General features: G+C 70.7%; 20 protein-coding genes and 1 tRNA gene. 7 read left to right on the plus strand and 14 right to left on the minus strand.

Going from position 1 to position 20,057, the window contains the following annotated elements:
- Position 1 precedes the first annotated feature (1 nt).
- The 3 genes from AB0310_RS15695 to AB0310_RS15705 form a co-directional block, all read right to left on the minus strand.
- Entirely contained in the window at positions 2 to 289 is a 288-nt protein-coding gene (locus AB0310_RS15695; RefSeq protein WP_187662068.1) for a WXG100 family type VII secretion target, read from the minus strand.
- Positions 290 to 412: 123 nt separating this feature from the next.
- Positions 413 to 2,101: a sensor histidine kinase gene (locus AB0310_RS15700; protein ID WP_268776759.1), complete on the minus strand. Its 1,689-nt coding sequence runs from the start codon at positions 2,099 to 2,101 to the stop codon at positions 413 to 415.
- A gap of 61 nt (positions 2,102 to 2,162) precedes the next feature.
- Positions 2,163 to 2,855, minus strand: coding sequence for a response regulator transcription factor (locus AB0310_RS15705; RefSeq protein ID WP_025105529.1), 693 nt, complete (start codon positions 2,853 to 2,855; stop codon positions 2,163 to 2,165).
- 118 nt (positions 2,856 to 2,973) lie between these two features.
- On the opposite strand from AB0310_RS15705, the gene AB0310_RS15710 reads away from it, so the two are divergent.
- Positions 2,974 to 3,981: a CPBP family intramembrane glutamic endopeptidase gene (locus AB0310_RS15710; protein WP_366237598.1), complete on the plus strand. Its 1,008-nt coding sequence runs from the start codon at positions 2,974 to 2,976 to the stop codon at positions 3,979 to 3,981.
- A gap of 15 nt (positions 3,982 to 3,996) precedes the next feature.
- Here AB0310_RS15710 and AB0310_RS15715 read toward each other — a convergent pair whose 3' ends face one another.
- Genes AB0310_RS15715 through AB0310_RS15725 form a run of 3 tightly spaced genes read right to left on the minus strand, consistent with a single transcriptional unit; the run spans position 3,997 to position 7,663 of the window.
- Positions 3,997 to 5,637 (minus strand): DNA repair helicase XPB, encoded by a 1,641-nt coding sequence (locus AB0310_RS15715; RefSeq protein ID WP_259951427.1) that lies wholly within the window; start codon positions 5,635 to 5,637, stop codon positions 3,997 to 3,999.
- 36 nt (positions 5,638 to 5,673) lie between these two features.
- On the minus strand, positions 5,674 to 7,377 hold the full coding sequence (locus AB0310_RS15720; RefSeq protein ID WP_366237599.1) for a helicase-associated domain-containing protein: 1,704 nt from the start codon (positions 7,375 to 7,377) through the stop codon (positions 5,674 to 5,676).
- A 10-nt stretch (positions 7,378 to 7,387) separates the two neighbouring features.
- Positions 7,388 to 7,663: a multidrug ABC transporter ATPase gene (locus AB0310_RS15725; protein ID WP_187662063.1), complete on the minus strand. Its 276-nt coding sequence runs from the start codon at positions 7,661 to 7,663 to the stop codon at positions 7,388 to 7,390.
- A gap of 114 nt (positions 7,664 to 7,777) precedes the next feature.
- Between AB0310_RS15725 and AB0310_RS15730 the strand changes: the two genes are divergently transcribed.
- Together AB0310_RS15730 and AB0310_RS15735 are read left to right on the plus strand one after the other, a co-directional pair.
- Positions 7,778 to 8,158, plus strand: coding sequence for a cold-shock protein (locus AB0310_RS15730; protein ID WP_025105533.1), 381 nt, complete (start codon positions 7,778 to 7,780; stop codon positions 8,156 to 8,158).
- A complete protein-coding gene (locus AB0310_RS15735; protein WP_187662062.1) occupies positions 8,142 to 8,753 on the plus strand; it encodes a DUF3027 domain-containing protein in 612 nt (203 codons plus the stop codon). Before AB0310_RS15730 ends, AB0310_RS15735 begins: the two co-directional genes overlap by 17 nt.
- A gap of 9 nt (positions 8,754 to 8,762) precedes the next feature.
- Here AB0310_RS15735 and serC read toward each other — a convergent pair whose 3' ends face one another.
- Positions 8,763 to 9,875 (minus strand): phosphoserine transaminase, encoded by a 1,113-nt coding sequence (gene serC / locus AB0310_RS15740; RefSeq protein ID WP_366237600.1) that lies wholly within the window; start codon positions 9,873 to 9,875, stop codon positions 8,763 to 8,765.
- A gap of 100 nt (positions 9,876 to 9,975) precedes the next feature.
- Between serC and AB0310_RS15745 the strand changes: the two genes are divergently transcribed.
- The 4 genes from AB0310_RS15745 (at position 9,976) to AB0310_RS15760 (ending at position 12,673) form a co-directional block, all read left to right on the plus strand.
- Positions 9,976 to 10,677 (plus strand): iron-dependent transcriptional repressor DtxR, encoded by a 702-nt coding sequence (locus tag AB0310_RS15745; protein ID WP_025105536.1) that lies wholly within the window; start codon positions 9,976 to 9,978, stop codon positions 10,675 to 10,677.
- 344 nt (positions 10,678 to 11,021) lie between these two features.
- Positions 11,022 to 11,747, plus strand: a complete 726-nt coding sequence (locus tag AB0310_RS15750) for a M23 family metallopeptidase (protein WP_366237601.1) — start codon at positions 11,022 to 11,024, stop codon at positions 11,745 to 11,747.
- A gap of 307 nt (positions 11,748 to 12,054) precedes the next feature.
- The gene (locus AB0310_RS15755) at positions 12,055 to 12,552 is read left to right on the plus strand and encodes an HNH endonuclease (protein WP_060921795.1); all 498 of its coding nucleotides are present in this window, start codon (positions 12,055 to 12,057) and stop codon (positions 12,550 to 12,552) included.
- Between the two features lie 47 nt (positions 12,553 to 12,599).
- Positions 12,600 to 12,673 (plus strand) — tRNA-Arg (locus AB0310_RS15760).
- Positions 12,674 to 12,691: 18 nt separating this feature from the next.
- On the opposite strand, the gene AB0310_RS15765 is transcribed toward AB0310_RS15760, so the two are convergent.
- Genes AB0310_RS15765 through AB0310_RS15795 form a run of 7 tightly spaced genes read right to left on the minus strand, consistent with a single transcriptional unit; the run spans position 12,692 to position 20,049 of the window.
- On the minus strand, positions 12,692 to 14,878 hold the full coding sequence (locus tag AB0310_RS15765; protein WP_366237602.1) for an MMPL family transporter: 2,187 nt from the start codon (positions 14,876 to 14,878) through the stop codon (positions 12,692 to 12,694).
- A 37-nt stretch (positions 14,879 to 14,915) separates the two neighbouring features.
- Positions 14,916 to 15,806 carry a prenyltransferase gene (locus AB0310_RS15770; RefSeq protein WP_187662058.1) on the minus strand — a complete coding sequence of 297 codons (891 nt, stop codon included), beginning with the start codon at positions 15,804 to 15,806 and terminating at the stop codon, positions 14,916 to 14,918.
- Positions 15,803 to 16,141 (minus strand): lycopene cyclase domain-containing protein, encoded by a 339-nt coding sequence (locus AB0310_RS15775; protein ID WP_187662057.1) that lies wholly within the window; start codon positions 16,139 to 16,141, stop codon positions 15,803 to 15,805. Before AB0310_RS15775 ends, AB0310_RS15770 begins: the two co-directional genes overlap by 4 nt.
- Positions 16,138 to 16,482 (minus strand): lycopene cyclase domain-containing protein, encoded by a 345-nt coding sequence (locus tag AB0310_RS15780; RefSeq protein ID WP_366237693.1) that lies wholly within the window; start codon positions 16,480 to 16,482, stop codon positions 16,138 to 16,140. The genes AB0310_RS15775 and AB0310_RS15780 overlap by 4 nt, the downstream gene beginning before the upstream one ends.
- Positions 16,482 to 18,074, minus strand: a complete 1,593-nt coding sequence (gene crtI, locus AB0310_RS15785) for a phytoene desaturase family protein (RefSeq protein WP_366237603.1) — start codon at positions 18,072 to 18,074, stop codon at positions 16,482 to 16,484. Before crtI ends, AB0310_RS15780 begins: the two co-directional genes overlap by 1 nt.
- A complete protein-coding gene (locus tag AB0310_RS15790) occupies positions 18,071 to 18,979 on the minus strand; it encodes a phytoene/squalene synthase family protein (RefSeq protein ID WP_259951437.1) in 909 nt (302 codons plus the stop codon). Before AB0310_RS15790 ends, crtI begins: the two co-directional genes overlap by 4 nt.
- Positions 18,976 to 20,049 carry a polyprenyl synthetase family protein gene (locus tag AB0310_RS15795; protein WP_366237604.1) on the minus strand — a complete coding sequence of 358 codons (1,074 nt, stop codon included), beginning with the start codon at positions 20,047 to 20,049 and terminating at the stop codon, positions 18,976 to 18,978. The genes AB0310_RS15790 and AB0310_RS15795 overlap by 4 nt, the downstream gene beginning before the upstream one ends.
- Positions 20,050 to 20,057: the final 8 nt, after the last annotated feature.

Genomic DNA, 20,057 nt, shown 5'->3' on the forward strand with positions numbered 1-20,057 from the left:
CTCAGCGGAACAGGCTCGCCGAGTACTGATCTGCGTCGGCGTACTGGGTGGCCACGGCGCCGAGCGAGGTGCCGATACCGTCCAGGACGAGCTCGACGTGCTGCTGGGCGCCCTGCCACTCCTCCGCGCACCCCTGGAACGCCGTGGCGGCGGTGCCGACCCAGGCGGTCTGCAAGTGCCTGAGCTGCGACATGAGGGTGGCGGATTCGGCGCGCAGACGCTCGATGGTGGCGCGCGTCGCGGCTTCGGCCGCGTGGACGGCGTCGGTGTCGACGGTGAAGACGGTCATGGGAACTCCCTTCGAGGAAACCCCGACGATACGCAGGCGGCAGTCCCGGGGCGCCCGGAGAGGGAGCGCGGCACCGTGGACGGGAGAACGCCGCGGTGCGAGCCGACTGTGCAGAAGAGGCGGTTACGGCAGGTCGAGGCGGTCGAGCGGCTGCGTGTCCTCGAGGAGATGCTCCGGGGTCGAGCGCGCCGGCGCCAGTGGCAGCGTCACGGTGAAGGTGGCTCCGCCTCCAGGGCTCTCGGAGACCGCGATGTCGCCGTTCAGAGCCTTGAGGATGGAGGCGACGATGGCGAGCCCGAGACCGGATCCACCGGTCTCCCGTGCCCGGGACGTGTCGGCGCGCCAGAACCGCTCGAAGATCTGCTCCCGGATCTGCGGGGGGACACCCTCGCCGTGATCGACGATCGAGATGCTCGCGGTCCCGGCGACGCGGTCCGAGTCCACCACGATCTCGATCGGACTGTCCTCCGGGGAGAAGCGGCGCGCGTTCCCCAGGAGATTCGTGACCACCTGGCGGACCTTGTTCTCCTCGCCGAGCACGATCGGCGGCGTCCGGACCGGGATGTCCGCGACCTCGGTGAAGTCGATGGCGGGGGGCTGCTCCGGCGTGCGCGGACGGCGGCGCAGCCGCGACAGGGTGGCGCGGGGCCGGGTCTTGGGTGCGGGGTCCTGGGCGATGGGCACCACGGGCGTGCGGATGGGGGCGGTCGGGACGTTCTCGACCGTCCTGTCGATCACGGAGATCACGCGTCCGGGCGCCGCGGCGCGCACGTCGAGGGCGGCGTCGCGGGCGATGGGGCGGAGGTCGAGAGGGACGATCTCCGGCTCGCGCTCCTCGTCCAGCCGTGCGAGCGCGAGGAGATCCTCCACGAGCACGCCCATGCGGATCGCCTCCTTCTCGATGCGCTCCATCGCCCGAGCGGTGTCCTCCTCGCCCTTGATCGCGCCCATGCGGTACAGCTCGGCGTACCCGCGCACGCTGACGAGCGGGGTCCGCAGCTCGTGACTGGCGTCTCCGATGAACCGGCGCATGTGCTGTACCGTGCGGTCGCGTTGGGCGAGGGACCGGTCGACGCGGTCGAGCATCGTGTTGATGGCCGCATTGAGGCGGCCGACCTCGGTGGTCGGCTCCAGGTCGGTGAGCCGCTGTCGGAAGTCGCCGGCGGCGATCGACATGGCGGTCTGCTCCACCTGCCCGAGCCGTCGGAAGGTCAGCGTCACGAGGCCGCGGGTGAGCAGCGCTGCGACGAAGATCGTGATGAGGGCGATGGTGATGTAGATGCCGAAGTACTGACTGATGATGCGGTCGGCTTCGGCGAGGGGGAGCGCCACCATCTGGATGCTGAGCGGGTCGCCCTCCTGCTGCACGACCGCGGCAGCCGCGTGGTAGACGCCGCCGTCCGCGTCCTCGAGCGCGAGGACCTGCTCCTCATTCGCCTGGGCGTCGGAGAGCGAGTACTCGGCGGGGAAGACCGGAGCTCGGCCCGACGCGCTCGGCGCGGTCGCGCGCAGGGCTCCCTCCGCGTCGTAGACCGCGAACGAGAAGTCACGCGGCTTCTCGTCTCTCGGCGTGTATGTGGTGACGCCGTCGATCGTCGTCGTGTCGAAGTACCGGTTGACGAGGTCGCTGGTCACCAGCGCAGGGAGCTGCGCGTTGATGTTCTCCACCAGGGCGTTCCGCAGCAGCGGTACGGTCCCGATGCCCGCGACGAGGAGGCCGAGCGCGAGGACGGCCACGGTGACGCCGGTGACCTTGGCGCGGAGGCTGATGCGCCGCCACCACGCGGTGACCGCATCCGGCTTGTGCGCCATGCGGTCCTCCCTGCTGCGACGGCGGTGCCGTCCGGGGACGGCGGGTGCGGACTTGACGGTCTCAGACCGTCTTGCCCACCTTGAGCATGTACCCGAAGCCGCGCTTCGTCTGGATCAGCGACTCCTCGGTGTGCGGGTCGATCTTGCGGCGGAGGTACGAGATGTAGCTCTCCACGATGCCGGCATCGCCGTTGAAGTCGTATTCCCAGACATGGTCGAGGATCTGCGCCTTCGACAGCACCCGGTTCGGGTTCAGCATGAGGTAGCGGAGGAGCTTGAACTCGGTCGGGCTCAGGTCGATCGGCTCCTTGCCGACGTGCACGTCGTGCGTGTCCTGGTCCATCGACAGCTCGCCGGCGCGGATGATCGACTCCTCGTCGGCCTGCATCGTGCGGCGGAGGATGGCCTGGGCCCTGGCGACGATCTCGTCCAGGCTGAACGGCTTGGTGACGTAGTCGTCGCCGCCGGCGTTGAGTCCCTCGATCTTGTCCTCGGTGCCGTCCTTGGCCGTGAGGAAGAGGATGGGTGCGGTGAAGCCGGCGCCGCGGAGGCGCTTGGTCACGCTGAACCCGTTCATGTCGGGGAGCATGACGTCGAGGATGATGAGGTCCGGCTCCTCTTCGAGGACGGCGGAGATCGTGGCGGCGCCGTTGGCCACCGTCTTCACCTGGAACCCGGCGAAGCTGAGACCCGTGGAGAGCAGGTCGCGGATGTTGGGCTCGTCGTCGACGACCAGGATGCGCGCAGCAGTCATGACCCCATTATGGTGACTTCGGCCATGCGCGGGCTGATTATCCTGCGGAACGGCGTGGATGCGGTCGATCCGTCGGCAGGTGGATGTGCTGCACAGGCGGTCGGGGGAGGATCGAGGCATGAGTTCGATCGAGGACGCCACCGCCGCCCGCGTCACCCCGTCCGCCGCGTCTCCTGAGGGGTCCGGCGGAGGGCTCGAGTACCACCGTCTGGCGCTCCTCCGCCCGCGCCCCCGGTGGTGGAAGCCGCTGCTCACCGGGCTCCTCGGCATCGCGTTCTACCTCGCGATCCTCGTGCTCGTGATCGTGCCGCTGGTCGTCGTGTCCGCCCTCGTCCCGGGTTGGGCGGCGGAACTGCAGATGATGTTCCGGACCACCGCCTACTTCCAGCTCGACCGTCCGTGGCTCCTCGTGGCGCTCGTGCTCCCGCTCATCCTCATGATCCCGGCGCTGCTGCTCGCCTCGCGGGTGGTGCAGGGGCGGGGCGTCGGCCTGCTCTCCTCGGTCACCGGGCGGCTGCGGATGGGGTGGCTCGGCCGGACCCTCGGGCTGGCACTCGCCGTGTTCGTGGTCTACTTCGCCGTGGTGCTCGGCTGGTCGGCCGCTGCGGGCGACGCGGTGACGCCGGACTTCTCCCACCCGGGGCTGCTGCTCATGGTGGTGCTCCTGCTCGTGCTGATCCCGTTCCAGGCCGCAGCGGAGGAGTACGTCTTCCGGGGGTACCTCATGCAGCTCGTCGGGAGCTGGCTGAGGCACCCCGCCTTCGCGATCCTGCTGCCGGTGCCGCTGTTCGTGCTGGGGCACGGCTACGACGTCTGGGGTGCGGCGAGCGTCGGCCTCTTCGCCGTCGTCGCCGCCTGGCTGACGTGGCGCACGGGCGGTCTGGAGGCGGCGATCTCGCTCCACATCGTCAACAATCTGCTGATCTTCCTGCTCGGCTCCGTCGCCGTGGTCGATGCGAACGCGACCTCGGGCACGCCGGTCGATCTCCTCGGCTCCGCGCTGGCGATGCTCGTCTTCGCCGTCGTCGCCGACCGCTGGGCCCGCCGCCGGGGGATCGAGCGGACCGCAGCGATCACCGACGGCGCCGCGGGCACGCATCAGCTCCCGCGGATGCTGCGCGGCTGAGCGCCGTCACCGCCGTCAGGCGGCGATCGCCTCGGCGTCCATGATCGTGTAGCTGTACCCCTGCTCCGCGAGGAACCGCTGCCGGTTCTGCGCGTAGTCCTGGTCGATCGTGTCGCGTGCCACGAGCGTGTAGAAGCTCGCGGTGTGGCCGGACTGCTTCGGACGGAGAAGGCGCCCGAGGCGCTGGGCCTCCTCCTGCCGGGAGCCGAACGAGCCGGACACCTGGATGGCGACCGATGCCTCGGGGAGGTCGATGGAGAAGTTCGCGACCTTGGACACCACGAGCAGCGAGATGTCGCCCTCCCGGAATGCCCGGTACAGCTCTTCCCGCTCCTCGACCGGAGTGGACCCGGTGATCTGCGGGGCATCGAGCGCCTGCGAGAGCGCGTCGAGCTGGTCGAGGTACTGGCCGATGACGAGGATCTGCTCGCCCTGGTGAGCCGCGATCAGCTCGCGCACCGCATCGATCTTCGCCGGGGCGGAGGCCGCGAGTCGGTAGCGCTCGTCGTCGGTGGCCGCCGCGTACTCCAGGCGGTCCGCCGGGGGAAGGTCGACTCGCACCTCGAAGCAGGCGGCGGGGGAGATGAAGCCCTGCGCCTCGATCTGCTTCCAGGGGGCGTCGAAGCGCTTCGGGCCGATCAGGCTGAAGACGTCGCCCTCGCGGCCGTCCTCGCGGACCAGGGTCGCGGTGAGGCCGATCCGGCGGCGGGCCTGGAGGTCGGCGGTGAGCTTGAACACGGGCGCCGGCAGCAGGTGCACCTCGTCGTACACGATGAGGCCCCAGTCCAGCGCGTCGAGGAGGGCGAGGTGCGCGTACTCGCCCTTCCGCTTCGCGGTGAGGATCTGGTACGTCGCGATCGTGACGGGTTTGACCTCCTTGGCCTGCCCGGAGTACTCGCCGATCTCCTCGGGGGTGAGGCTGGTGCGCTTGAGCAGCTCGTCCCGCCACTGCCGCGCGGACACCGTGTTCGTCACGAGGATGAGGGTCGTCGTCTTGGTGGCCGCCATGGCCCCGGCGCCGACGATCGTCTTGCCCGCACCGCAGGGGAGCACGACCACGCCGGAGCCGTCCTTCGAGAAGGCGTCGACGGCGTCCTGCTGATACGGGCGGATGGCCCACCCGTCCTCGGCGAGCTCGATCTCGTGAGGGGTGCCTGGCGTGTAGCCGGCGAGGTCCTCCGCCGGCCAGCCGATCTTCAGCAGCTCCTGCTTGATCTGCCCGCGGGCCCAGGCGTCCACGACGAACGTCTCCGGGGTCGGGTGCCCGATGAGCAGGGGCTGGATGCGCTTGTTGTTCGCGACCTGGGCCAGCACGGCGGGGTCGGTCGAGCGCAGGATGAGCACGCCTTCATCGTCACGCTCGATGACCAGGCGGCCGTACCGGTTCACCGTCTCGCGCAGGTCGACGGCGACGGAGGGCGGGACGGGGAAGCGCGACCAGCGGTCGAGCGTCTCCAGCATGTCCTCGGCGGTGTGGCCGGCGGCGCGGGCGTTCCACAGCCCGAGCCGCGTGATCCGGTACGTGTGGATGTGCTCGGGCGCACGCTCCAGCTCGGCGAAGATCGCGAGCTCGTGGCGGGCGCTCTCGGCGTCGGCGTGGGCGACCTCGAGGAGCACGGTGCGGTCGCTCTGGACGATCAGGGGGCCATCAGACATAGCTGACCAGTCTACCGGCCCGTGGCTGCACGGGGCCTAGGTCGGGACGACGGTCGCGGCGCGGATGCTCGACACGGGCAGGGTGCGCTCGACATCGGCCGCCCTGTCCCTTCCCCGCAGCCGTCCGCCGCCGATCCCGGTGGCTTCGAGGAGAAGGTCCCTGGTGGATCCGTCCGGCATGCCGACCGTCACCCGCAGCACGGCCTTCGCGCGCACCGCCGCCTCCAGCTCCCTGTCCAGCCACGCGGCGTCCGCGTCGGGTCCCTGGCGTTCGCGCAGCCGCGCGATCAGCGGTGCGTAGTCGGGGGCGGGGGCGGGGTCGGGTACGGCAGCCGGGTGTCGCGTGCGTACAGCGACGGTCCCGTCGCGATCGACGAGGGTCGCGGGGTACCTGGCGTCGGTCAGTGCCCAGTAGACCGTGTCCTGCCCGACCTTGGTCGTCAGCGAGCCGACGTGCGCGGTGAGCCCGAGCGGCCGGAGCGACTGGTCGACCGCCATGGCTTCGAGGAGGTGCGCGTCCGTGCTCTCCACCCGCGTGCGCCCCGTCTCCTCGTCCACGGAGACCCGCACGAGTCCGTGGCGCTGGCCGGTCTGCGCGACGAGGTAGCCGAGGGGCTGCGGAATGCCCGTGAGTGAGATCTCGCCGAGGAACCCCAGGATCGAGGCCTCGTCCTCCCCTGCGGCGAACGCATGTGCGACCGACTCCGCGGTGAAGCGGTACGACGAGGCCTGGGAGGCGGACTCCCGACGGGCCATGGTCCGCAGCCGCACGTCCAGTGCAGGCTGCAGGGGGCCCGGCGCGATCGCGGTGAGGTCGTTCTGGAGGAAGATCCGGTCCACCTCCGCGGGTAGGAGCGCCGAAAGGGCGGAGGGATCGGCCGCCTCGCCGCGCCGCAGCGCCGCGGACCACGGGGGCTCGGAGCCGTCCTCCGCGATGAGGCCGAGAAGACGAGCGGCCTCGAACTGTCGAGCCGCCTCCTCCGGCCAGGCCGGATCCCAGGGATGGGCGAGGGGCCATTGACTCGGCGGCAGCCACCCTCCCGTCGCCGTGCGGATCCCGCGGGGGAGCGTGTCACGGAAGGCGGTGGCCAGGAGGTTCCAGCGTGCGGGCGCGGGGGAACGGAGCCAGTCCTCAGCGGCCGGGGTGGTGCGCAGCAGGCGCTCGACGGGAGCGGCGAGACCGGCGCGCACGGCGAGCGCCACCAGCGGATCGACGCTCTCGACATTGAGGCCCGTCTCGGTGAGCTGACGCTTCTGGCCCGCGCTCACCGCACCGCCCATGAGGAGGGTGAACGGCTGCTCCCTGGCGAGGAGCAGGATGTCGGCGAGCACGCCGACGGTGGTGAAGGCGCGCTCCGCGGCGTGCGCGGAGACGGACTCCTCCGCGGCCGGTGCGGGGGTCTCGTCGAGGGGAGCAGGCCGAGACCTCCCGGCCACCGCCTCGGCGACGGGCGGGTGCGGTGTGCCGTCGGCGCGGAGCAGGGCGAGCGCGGTCAGACGCTCGCGGCCGGCGCCGGCTCCGTTTCCCGCCACGGCGTCGACGAGCGCGGCGGCCTCCGCGGCGGTCAGAGCGGGCAGCGCACGGCCGATCGACGCGGCGTCCAGCAGGGCCTCGGCCGCGTCGAAGAGATCCTGCCAGGCGACATCGGGACGCACACCGCGCGCGGCCAGCAGCGCCGTCAGCTCGTCATCGCTCGCCGCGGCCAGGTCGTCGGCCAACGGGCGTGCGTGCGTGCTCATCGATGCGGCCTCAGCGACGCGACTCGGCGCGACCCTTCCGCACGAAGCTCATCACCAGCAGCGCGATGATCATGACGAAGGCGAGCGGCAGCCCCCAGTAGGGGATCGCGGCGATCACCGGCCACAGGCCCTCACCGAACGCGGCCCTGTCCATGCCGAGCGCGGTGCCGATGATGATGACGAAGAAGCAGATCACCGACGCGGCCGCGATACCGAGCGCGGTGAACGCCAGGATGCGGTCGATCCGACGGATGGGGACCTCCGGTCCGGGACTCTGCGTACTCATCCGCCCCAGCCTACTCGCACGCGCGGGAGCGGTTCCGTTCCGCCCGTGACCGGTAGGCTGGGGGACACGCGCACGAGCGCGCTCCGTCCGCATTCGATCCAGCGAGGTTCTCCCATGCCCACCGGCAAGGTCAGGTTCTACGACGAAGACAAGGGTTTCGGCTTCATCGCCAGCGATGACGGCCAGGACGTCTTCCTGCACGCCTCCGCGATGCCGGCCGGCACCGCGGTGAAGGCGGGTGCGCGCGTGGAGTTCGGCGTGGCCGACGGCAAGCGCGGTCTCCAGGCGCTGTCGGTCCGGGTGCTCGAAGCGCCGCCCAGTCTCGCGAAGGCGAAGCGCAAGCCCGCCGACGACATGGCGATCATCATCGAGGATCTCGTGAAGCTCCTCGACGGCATCGGCGGCGACCTGCGCCGCGGCCGCTACCCCTCCTCGAGCCACGGCCGCAAGATCGCGGCCGTCCTGCGCAAGGTCGCCGATGACCTCGAAGCCTGACGCCGACGCGCGGCTCGTCGAGGCGCACGACCTCGCGCTCGCCGCCCTGCGCGAGATCACCCCTGCCGCCACGGTCGGGCCGGCTGCCGGCTTCACGCCGGAGGAGGACGGATCCGTCTCCCTGCGATTCGAGAACCGGCTCCCCGGCTACCCCGGCTGGTACTGGACGGTGACGGTCGCCCGTGTCGAGGACGAGGAGCCCACCGTCCTCGAGGTCGAGCTGCTCCCCGGCGACGGTGCTCTGCTGGCCCCGGAGTGGGTGCCGTGGGCGGAACGCCTCGCCGAGTACCGCGCACACCAGGCGGAGCTGGCCGAGGCCGCCGCTGCCGGTGGTGAGGACGCCGACGGGGAGGAAGAGGACGCCGACGGCGACCTCGACGACGACGGCATCGACGATGACGAACTCGACGAGGACGGCTCCGACATCCTCCATGCCGGAGACCTCGACGGCGTGGACATCGACGAGCTCGACCCGTCCGATCAGGACGACGAGCTCGACGCGTCCGATGAGGACGATGAGGACGATGAGGCAGAGGACTCCGAAGACGACGACGCCGACGCCCGCGATGCGGACGCCGGCGACGAAGAGGAGTGAGGCGGACGCTCAGCCGGCCAGGTTCTCCTGCACGAAGTCGATGGCCCGGATGAGCTGACGCACGTCGTCCGGCTCGATCGAGACGAACGTCGCCACCCGCAGCTGGTTGCGGCCGAGCTTGCGGTACGGCTCGGTATCGACGATGCCGTTGGCGCGGAGCGCCTTGGCGATCGCCGCGGCGTCGACACTGTCGTCGAAGTCGATCGTCGCGACCACGGGTGAGCGGTGCGCCGGGTCGGTGACGAAGGGGGTCGCGACGGCGGACGCCTCCGCCCAGTCGTACAGCGCCGACGACGACTCCGCCGTGCGCGCAGCGGCCCAGGCGAGACCGCCGTTGCCGAGGATCCACCGCAGCTGGTCGTCCAGGAGGAGCAGCGTCGTGAGCGCAGGGGTGTTGAGCGTCTGGTTGAGCCGCGAGTTGTCCACCGCGTGCTTCAGGCTCAGGAACTCCGGGATGTAGCGTCCCGAGGCGGCGATCCGCTCGATGCGGTCGATCGCGGCCGGAGACACGGCGGCGAACCAGAGCCCGCCGTCCGAGCCGAGGTTCTTCTGCGGGGCGAAGTAGTAGACGTCGGCCTGCGTCATGTCGACGTCGATGCCGCCCGCGGCGCTCGTCGCGTCGATCACCGTCAGGGCACCGTCGGCGCGGACGCGCTCGATCGGCGCGGCCACGCCGGTCGAGGTCTCATTGTGCGGCCACGCGTAGACGTCGACGCCGTCGACAGGTTCGGCCGCGCTCCGCGATCCGGGCTCGGCGGAGCGGACATCCGGCGCCTCGAGCCAGGGGGCTCCTGCCGCCTTGGCGAACTTGCCGCCGAACTCACCGAACACGAGGTTCTGGCTGCGTCGCTCGATCAGGCCGAAGGCCGCGGCGTCCCAGAACGCCGTCGAGCCGCCGTTGCCCAGGATGATCTCGTATCCCTCGGGGAGACGGAAGAGAGCGGCGAGCTGCTCGCGGACGCTGCCGACGAGGTTCTTCACCGGTGCCTGGCGGTGCGAGGTCCCGAGGACGGAGGCCCCCGTCGTGACGAGCGCCTCGAGCTGCGCGCCGCGCACCTTCGAGGGGCCGCAGCCGAAGCGGCCGTCTGTGGGCAGGAGGTCACGGGGAATCTCGATCGCCATGGCTAGATTCTAGGGGGATCCCGCCGTTCCTCCCGTCCGCGACCCCGTCCGATGTCGCCGGAGGAATGTAGGCTTGCCTAAGAACTTCCGGAGGGCCCACATGACGGATCTGATCGACACCACGGAGATGTATCTCCGCACCATCCTCGAACTCGAGGAGGAGAACATCGTGCCGCTGCGGGCGCGCATCTCGGAGCGCCTCGGGCACTCCGGACCGACGGTCTCGCAGACCGTCGGTCGCATGGAACGCGACGGCCTCGTCGTGGTGTCCGAGGACCGCACGCTCGAGCTCACCGACGCCGGGCGCCGCAAGGCCGTCGACGTGATGCGCAAGCACCGCCTCGCCGAGCGTCTGCTGTCGGACGTGATCGGGCTGGACTGGGCCTTCGTGCACGAGGAGGCCTGTCGCTGGGAGCACGTCATGAGCGAGCAGGTGGAGCGTCGTCTCGTCGAGCTGCTCGGGCACCCCACCGAGTCGCCGTACGGCAACCCGATCCCCGGTCTCGACCAGCTCGGCGACCTTCCCGCCCGCACCTTCGACGAGGGTGTGATCGGTCTCGTGCAGCGGCTGAACGCCGCAGGCGAGCCGGTCGAGGGGACGGTCCGCCGTCTCGCCGAGCCGGCCCAGGTCGACCCGGAGCTCCTGGAGCAGCTGCGTGACGCGGGCGTCGTGCCCGGGGCCCGCGGCGACTTCCGCTTCAACGAGGGCTATGTGCTCATCCAGATGGACGGCAAGGAGGAGGGTCTCGAGCTCCCCGTGGAGCTGGCCTCGCACATCTTCCTCGTCGGCGAACCGGCCTGAGAAGCGCTCACCGAGGATTGTCAGTTTCCCAGGGTGACATGATCGTTATCTTCCGGTAACCTCGGTCAGGTCCTCAGCGAAGAAGCCCGCTGGGGGCGAACCGCGAAGATCCGCCTTCCGGCTCGTCGTCTTCCCGACAGGGACGCACTCGAACCCGAGTAGTGCATCTCTGCCCTGGGGCAGAACGTCGACGGGCCAGCACCACCCGAGGTGCGAGGGCTCAGGAGGACCACGTTTTGGCCGCAGACATCGAACCGACCGCGAAGACATCTGAAGATCGAGTACCCGCCCGGCGCACCGGTGCACGGGTCAGTGCTCGGAAGATCGCAGCCCCCCTCCGGTCGGTGGCGATCTTCGGTGCTGTCGGCGCTCTCGTCGCCGCTGTCGCGCTGCCCGCCTACGCGGCGTCCAAGCCGATGGACGCCACGGCGCAGACCGTGCAGCAGCTCGCCGCGGTCGACGCGCAGTCGCTCGTCGTCGCGTCGGAGGCCACGGCCGCTCCGCTCGTACGTGGTGCCTTCAGCGCGACCACGCCGGAGGAGATCGAGAAGAAGAAGGCCGAAGAGGCCGCGGCCGCCGCGGCGCGGGCCGCCGCTGCCGCTGCTTCCGCCTCCGCCTCCGCACCCTCGTCAGGCACCTTCAACACGGCCGGCTACGCACTCGTCGCTCCCGGCTCCGGCCAGGTCCGCTACCCGCTGCCGCTCGGCTCCTGGAACGTCAGCCGCACCGTCGGCGGCGGCCACAACGGCGCCGACATGCTCGCGCCCGCCGGCACGCCGATCTACGCCGCCGCGGCCGGCGTCGTGCGCGCCTCCGCCGAGAGCATCGGCGGCTACGGCGTCGCCGTCATGCTGGACAGCGTCGTGGGCGGTCAGCAGGTCCAGACCACGTACGGACACATGCTCTACGGGTCGCGCCAGGTGCAGGCCGGGCAGACCGTCGCCGCCGGACAGCTGATCGGCTATGTGGGCAGCACGGGACGGTCGACCGCGAACCACCTCCATTTCGAGGTCTGGATCAACGGCGGCCTCGTCGAGCCGATGTCCTGGCTCTCCGTCAACGCCGGCTGACCGGGACACGTTCTCGAGCATTCATCTCCCGTTCCGCCCCGGTCCTCGCGGGATGGGTTAGCCTGAACCCGTCGTCATACAGGCGGGAGAGGCTGATGGAGCGAACACCGAGCATCCGAACCATGGACGCTCTCGGTCGTCACGTCCTTCGGCATTGCCCGCAGGGATGCCGCGGTGCTGCCGCGCGCGAAAGGCGCCGTCTGTAGACGGCGCCTTTTCTCGTCCCTGCGAACACTCCTCCTCCTGCACGACGTCGTGTGAGTCGAGAGTGCCGGGAAGCCGTCCCGGCGGATCGAGAGGATGACGAATGCGCACACTGGTCCTGAACGCCGGATACGAGCCCTTGGCGATCGTGTCCTTCAAGAGAGCCCTCGTCCTGGTCATGAACGACAAGGCGACGGTCATCGAGAGAGTCGAGGACGACCCCGTCTGGGGAACCCACGGCGTCTACGATCGCCCGGCGGTGATCATCCTCTCCCGCTACGTGCGCGTCCCCCTCAGCCGTCGCGTGCCGGTCACCCGCCGCGGGGTCCTGCGGCGCGACGGGCATCGCTGCGGATACTGCGGCAAGGCCGCGGCGACGATCGACCACGTCCTGCCCCGCTCGCGCGGCGGCGCGGACTCCTGGGAGAACCTCGTCGCCTGCTGCCTGCGCTGCAACAACCTCAAGAGCAACCGCACCCCGCAGGAGATGCGGTGGCAGTTGCGGTTCACGCCGCGCCCGCCGCACGGGACGGCGTGGACGGTGCGCGGGGTGGAGCGCAGCGATCCCCGCTGGGAGCCCTACCTCGCCCTCGCCGCGTGAGAGCCAGCGCGAGGGCGCGCAACCGTGGTCCCGTAGACTGGCTGTGCGCCCTCGTAGCTCAGCAGGATAGAGCAGCCCTCTCCTAAAGGGCAGGTCGCAGGTTCGAATCCTGTCGAGGGCACTCCCGCTTCCGCATGCGTCAGGGCTGCCCGCGCCGCCACAGCTTCGACGGCCACCAGATGGTCTTCCCGATGTCGTAGGCGAGTGCGGGCACGAGGAGCGAACGCACCACGAACGTGTCCAGCAGCACGCCGAACGCGACGATGAACGCGAGCTGCACGAGGAAGAGGATCGGGATCACCGACAGTGCCGCGAACGTCGCCGCCAGCACCAGCCCGGCGGAGGTGATGACGCCGCCGGTGATGGAGAGCCCGCGGAGGATGCCCTCCCTCGTCCCGTGCTGCTTCGACTCCTCCCGCACCCTTGTCATGAGGAAGATGTTGTAGTCGATGCCCAGGGCGACGAGGAACACGAAGCCGTAGAGCGGGACCGCGGGGTCGGCACCGGGGAAGTCGAAGATGCCGTTGAACACCAGCGCCGAGACGCCCATCGCCGTACCGAAGGACAGCACCGTCGTGAGGATCAGCAGCACCGGCGCCAGGATCGAGCGCAGGAGCAGCATCAGGATGATCATGATGACGACGAGGATCACCGGGATGATGAGGTTGCGGTCGTGGATGGACGCGTCGTTCGTGTCGATCGAGGTGGCCGTCACCCCGCCCACCACGGCTCCGATGTCGTCGAGCTCTCCGCGCAGCTCGCGCACGGTGGAGGCGGCCGCGGCGGAATCGGCCGCATCCGTCAGCGTCCCCTGCAGGAGCACCTGGCCGTCGACCGTCGTGGGCTCCGGAGCGGGGGTCCCGGGAGGGCCGACGGCCGTGATCCCGTCCGTCGTCACCGGGGCGGACCCGCTCGGGGAATCGGCCGCGGTGACGGTCACCCCGTCGATCCCGTCGTTCGCGAGGAGCACGTCGGCGGCATCCTGCAGGCGGTCCTCGTCCACGATCACGGAGACGGGGCTCCCTGAGCCGCCGGGGAAATGCTCACCGAGTGCGACCTGACCGTCGCGCGCCTCCGACGCTCCGAGCACGAGGTCGGACTGCGGGACGCCCTGTGCGTCGAGCTGTGTGACGCCGGCCGCGCCGGCGAGGAGGACGAGGGTGGTCGCGATCCAGATGACGCGGGGGCGCTTCTTGATAAGGCCCGACAGTCGCGCCCAGAGGCCGGGGGTGCGCATGCCGTGCTCCTCGGCCACGACCTCGGGCTCGAACCGGGGACGCCGGGGCCAGAAGACCGCGCGTCCGAACAACAGCAGCAGCGCGGGCAGGAGCGTGAGGGCCGAGAGCATCGCGAACACGATGCCGATCGCCGCGACCGGGCCGAGCGTGCTGTTCGACTTCAGGTCGCTGAGCAGCAGGCACAGGAGTCCCGCGATCACGGTGCCCCCGGAGGCGACGATCGGTTCGACCGATCCCTTCCACGCGGCGAGGAGGGCGACGCCCTTGTCCTGCGCGACCCTCAGCTCCTCCCGGAACCGCGCGACGAACAGGAGCGCGTAGTCGGTGGCGGCGCCGATCACGAGGATGAAGAGGATCCCCTGGGTCTGCCCGCTGAGCAGCAGGATCTCCCATTTCGCCAGCCACCACACGACGAGGAGCGCGACGCACAGCGCGAACAGGCTCGTGGAGAGCACGACGAGCGGCAGCAGGAACGAACGGTAGACGAGGACGAGGATCACGAGCACGGCGAGCAGGGCGACACCGAGCAGGAGTCCGTCGATGCCGGCGAACCCGGCGGCGAGGTCGGCTGTGAAGCCTGCCGGCCCCGTGATGTAGACCGTGATGTCGTCCGGTACCGCCGCGCGCAGCTCGTCGCCGAGAGCGGCGGTGGCATCGCTGAGCTCGGCGTCGCCGTCGATCGGGATGAAGGCCTGCACGGCCCGGCCGTCCTCGGAGGGGAGCGCGGGGGAGACGTCGTCAGTGACCCCCTCCACGTCCGGGGCGTCCGCCACGGCGGCGGAGATCGCCTCGAGTTCGGACGGCGTCAGCTCCTCCTCGGAGGTGAAGACCGCGATCGCCGGGATCGCGTCGCTGTCGGTGAACTCACCGAGGAGCTGCTGCACCGTCGTGGCGTCCGCGGACTCCGGCAGGTACGTCGTCTGATCGTTGGACGACACCTCGTCGACCTTGCCGAACAGCGGACCGCCGAAGGAGGCACCCGCCAGCCACACCAGGATGAGGGCGACCGGGAGGAACACGCGCAGCCAGGAGTGGCGTCGGGTGCGCTCGCGGGTCGGCGGCGTCGGTGCGGGGGCGGGGCGGGACATCGGGGTCCTTTCGGGAGAGGGGGCGGGGCGCGAAGGGTCAGGAGACCCAGGCGAGGATGAGGATCATCGTGGCGAGGAAGCCGGCGATGTAGTTGAGTGCGATGAACCGGCGCCAGGCGCGGTTGGTCCCGGCCGACGTCTCGTCGGTGACGTTCCACCACGGCGCGGCGTTGACGATGTAGGGCAGCGCCAGCACGGCGGCGAGCGGTCCCGGCCACGGGGTCAGCAGCATCGCACCGCCGGCGACGGCCCACAGCACGAGGGAGAGCCGGACGGTCGCCCTCGCGCCGATCACGGTCGCGATGGAGGAGATGCCACCCTCGCGATCGGGCCCGATGTCCTGCACGGCACCGAACGCGTGAGCGGCCATGCCCCAGAGGAAGAACGCGACGAGCACGAGGACGCTGGTCGTGGTGACGGGCGCTCCGGCGAGGGAGAGGCCGACGAGGGCGGGGCTGACGAAGTGCGTGCTGGAGGTCACGGAGTCCAGGAACGGGCGCTCCTTGAAGCGCAGCACCGGAGCCGAGTAGGCGAGGACGGCGAAGACGCTCACGGCGAGCCACAGCCACGACGCCGGGGTGCCGACGGCGAAGAGGTAGACCAGGAACGGTACGTTCGTGGCGGCCGCCGCCCACAGCGTCGCGCGGTGGATGCGCGGGGACAGCAGCGCGCCCTCGATCCCGCCCTTGCGGGGGTTCGCCAGGTCGGAGGCGTAGTCGAAGACGTCGTTGATGCCGTACATCGCGAGGTTGTACGGCACCAGGAAGTACAGGGTGCCGATCACGAAGGTCGCGTCGATCTCCCTGGTGCTCAGCAGGTAGGCGGCGGCGAAGGGGAAGGCCGTGTTGATCCAGCTGATCGGCCGGGACGAGAGGAGGATCTGGGCGATGTCGTGGCCGATGCCGCCGCGGGAGGTCTTCTCCGTCATGCGTGCTCCTCCCGGTCTGCGGCGGTGCGCGTCCGGGATCGGCGCGCGCGCAGGGCGGTCCACAGCGCGGGGAGCAGCAGCACCCCGGCCAGCGGATACGCGAAGTCCTCGAGCGGCGCGAGACCGATGTGCACGCCGGCGAGCTGCGTCGGCGCGTAGTGGAACAGCCCGGTGGCGATCATGACGGTGTCGAACACGGCGGTCAGCACGAGGAGAGCGAGCGCGGTGAGCGTGAGGGCGCCGAGGTGCGGGGTGCGCCGCGCTCCGACGCAGAGGGCGACCGCGGCCAGAGCGGCGACGGCGAGGAACACGGCGGACAGCTGCAGGTAGGTCATCGCGCCGCTCCCTCCCCTGCGCTGACCCGACGGCGATCCAGAAGCCGGACGGCGCCGCCGTAGAGCACCATCGTGCAGACGACGAGGAAGATCAGGAAGATCGGCTCCTCCAGGGGGAGCTCCGGAGCCAGGACGATACCCGTGGCGATCGCCGCCTCGCCGCGGAAGAAGATCCCCGCCGCGATGCCGGCCACGTCCCAGACGAGGGAGAAGGCGAGTCCGACGATCGTGACGATGGCCGCCGCCACGGCATCCCGCCAGAAGAAGAGACGGAACCGCCAGTCGAGCAGCAGCATGCAGCCGAGGGAGACGAGCAGGGCGGTCAGGTAGATCGCGCCCATCATGCCTTCTCGGGTGTGGGGGTTCGGGTGGCCGGCTCCGGCAACGGGCCGGGCGAGTGGTCGCCTCGGATGCGCTTGAGCACGATCTCGGCGCTGATGAGGCACATCGGCACGCCGACGCCGGGCGCGGTGGTCGCTCCGGCGTAGTACAGCCCCCGCACGCGCCGGGAGGCGTTCTGCGCGCGGAACATGGCGCTCTGCGAGAGGATGTGCGCGGGGCCGAGCATCCCGCCCCGCCACGAGTGGTAGTCGTCGCGGAAGTCGGCCGGACCCACCGTCTCCCTGACCACGATCCGCTCGCGCAGGTCGGGGATCCCCGACCACGCTGCGATCATGTCGATCGCGGCGTCCGCGGCCTTCTCGACCTTCGGCGAGCCGGCGCCGTCGCTCCCGCCGTGGCCGAGCTCGACGTCGGCCGGGACCGGGATCAGGACGAAGAGGTTCTCGTGCCCGTCCGGCGCGACCCCCGCGTCCGTCGCGCTGGGCCGACAGACGTAGGTGGACGCCGGCGTGGGGACGCCGGGGGTGCGACCGAAGATCGCGTCGAAGTTCGCATCCCAGTCGTCGGTGAAGAACAGCGAGTGATGGGGGAGCTCGGGCAGGGTCCCGCGGACGCCGAGCATCACGAGCACGCCGCCGGGTCCGCTCGTGCGCCGCGCCCACCAGGACTCCGGATAGGACTGCAGCGTGGGAGGCAGCAGCGCCGTCTCGGTGTGGTGGAGGTCGGCGCCGGAGACGACGATGTCCGCGTCCTCGACGTGCTGATGGCCGTCGCGATCCGTCCAGCCGACACCGGTCACGTGGGTCGCACCGTCCGCGTCCTGCGTGCGGATCCCGGTGACCTCGGCACCCGTGACGATCCGCGCGCCGGCATCCTGGGCCAGCGCCGCCAACCGCTCGACGACACGCCAGAAGCCGCCCTGCGGATACAGCACGCCCTGGTCGAGGTCGAGCGCGCTCATCAGGTGGTACATCGCCGGCGCCGTCCGCGGGTCGGTGCCCAGGAAGACGGCGGGGTAGCCGAGGATCTGCCGCAGCACCGGGTGCCGGAAGCGCCGGGCGGCGAAAGCCTGGAGGCGGGTGCCGAGCAGCGAGAACAGTCGCGGCAGCGCGCGCACCACCTCGGGAGCGGCGAGCGTCCTGGTGCGGGTGAACGGATTGTAGAGGAAGTACCGCCTCGCCATGGAGCCGGCATCGTGGGCGGAGGCGAGATAGGTCTCGAGTGCCGCGGCGGAGCCCGGTTCCATCGACTCGAACAGCGCGGACACGGCTTCCCGCCCGGCGGGCACCGTCACGGGGTCGTCGCCGGACTCGGGCGAGCGGAAGACGCGGTACCCCGGATCCAGCAGCGTCAGGTCGAGCTGCTCCTCGGTGGTGGTCCCCATCATCGCGAAGTAGTGGTCGAAGACCTCGGGCATGAGGTACCACGACGGGCCGGAGTCGAATCGGAAACCATCGCGCTCGATGGTGCCCGCCCGTCCGCCGACGCGGTCGTTCTTCTCCAGCACCACGACGTCATGTCCGTCGCGCGCGAGCAGCCCGGCCGTGGCCAGACCGGCCACGCCCGCGCCGATGACGACGACGCGGCTCATCGGTCCCGCTCCAGGGCCGTGACGAGGACGGCGCGCGCAGCGAGCAGCGCCTTGATCGGGTCCGGCACGCGCACCCGGCGGCGGTACAGCTCCGCGGCCGGCGTGCGTGCGACGCGGTGCGTCAGGGCGGCGAAGAGGGCGAGGGCGCTCCGGACAGCGGCACGGGCGTCCTTCGGGAGCAGCGGGATCGCGGCTCTCGCGTCGGCGAGCTGACGGTGGACGGTGTCGACCCAGGTGTCGCGGTCGGCGTCGGTGAGAGGTTCCGTGCCGCCGAGGTAGCCGCGCTGCAGGCGGTCGGTGTCGTCGGCGAGGTCACGGAGGAAGTTCACGTTCTGGAACGCGGCGCCCAGCCGACGCGCTCCGCGGTCGAGGATGTCGAGCTCCTCCGGCGTCCGCGTGGCGTCGCGCAGGAAGACCCGCAGGCACATCAGGCCGACGACCTCCGCCGAGCCGTAGACGTACGCGGCGTGTGCGTCGGCGTCATAGGCGGTGAAGCCGGACGGGCCGGAGATGTCGGCCCTCATCGAGTCGAAGAACGGCTGGGTGAGGTCTTCGCCGATCCCGCACTCGCGCGCCGTTCGCGCGAACGCGTGCAGGATGAGATCGCTGCTGTAGCCGGTCCGCATGGAGCGATGGGTCTCCGTGATGTAGGAGTCCAGGGCCGCGGCCTGTGCACCGGCATCGAGTCCGGCCTCGGCGGCGACGCCGTCGACGATCTCGTCCGCGATGCGCACCATGGCGTAGATGTTGCGCACGTGCTGGCGATGGCGTCGCCCGAGAAGACGCGTCGCCAGTCCGAACGACGTCGAGTAGGTGCGGATGACGTCGGATGTCGCGATCTCGGCAGTCCGGCTGAAGCGTCGCAGCGCCGCGTCGTCGCGGGGCTCGGAAGGGGTCGCGGTCATCGGCTGCGGCCCTCGATCCGGTCGGCCAGAGCGAGGATGATGCGTCCGGCGTCGGCCGAGAGCGTGCCCGCCTCCTCGGCTTCCGCCAGGATTGTCGACACGGCCGCGAGCTGCTCCTCCACGAGTCCTCGGACGAATCCCTCCGCGCCGCACTCGCGGAGGCGGTCGCGCATCTCCGCCGCGTCGTCGATGCTGAGGTCGTTCTCGCCGAACCGCAATTCGATGCCGGGCCAGTGGCTGGTCATCCGGGCGTACGCGATGATCGCGGTCTCCTTGCCCTCGCGGAGATCGGAATACGGGTCCTTGCCGTGGGCGTCCGGGTCACCGAACACCGACAGCAGATCGTCCTGCAGCTGGTAGGCGAGACCGAGGTGGCCGCCGATCTCGGTCAGCTGCTCCTCGGCGGCGGTCGGAGCGCCGGACAGGATAGCCGCCGCGCGGAGCGGGAGGACGAACGAGTAGGCGGCGGTCTTCGACGCGCTGGTGGCGAGGATGGTGCGGAGGTCGGCCGCGATGATGCCGTCGCTGAGGGCGACGTCGGAGTGCTCCCCGGCGACGGTCTCGAACACGGTCGTCTCGAGGAGAGCGAGGAGCCGCTCCCGTCGCGGCGCGGGGACGTCGGCACGGGCGAAGCCGAGCACGGCGGTGGAGAGCAGGAGGTCTCCGAGGAGGATGGCGCTCGAGCGGCCCCAGTGCAGCGCCGCATCGCCGGCCTCGTCGGGGCGACGGGAGACCAGGGAGCCGATGAGATTGGGACGGCGGCGGCGGGTGAGGTCGCCGTCGATGACGTCGTCGTGCAGGAGGAACGCGAAATGCAGCAGCTCGACATGAGCGGCCACGTCGATCGCCCGCGCCGTGTCCTTCTCCGTGAGGGGGGTCGTGGCGAGTGCGGACAGCAGGTCCATGAGCATGCGCGGGCGCAGGAGCTTCCCGCCGAGGGCGTGCTCGGCGGCCGTGTGCCACAGGGCGGCGAACTCCGCCCCGTAGTGCTCGGCGGCGGCAGTGCGCTCGGCGAACCGTCGTCGCAGCACCGCCTCGATCCTGGTGCCGAGGTCTTCTTCTGTCACCATGACCGCCA

Origin of the sequence: Microbacterium meiriae (assembly GCF_040702565.1) — a bacterium.
Classification (GTDB): domain Bacteria; phylum Actinomycetota; class Actinomycetes; order Actinomycetales; family Microbacteriaceae; genus Microbacterium; species Microbacterium meiriae.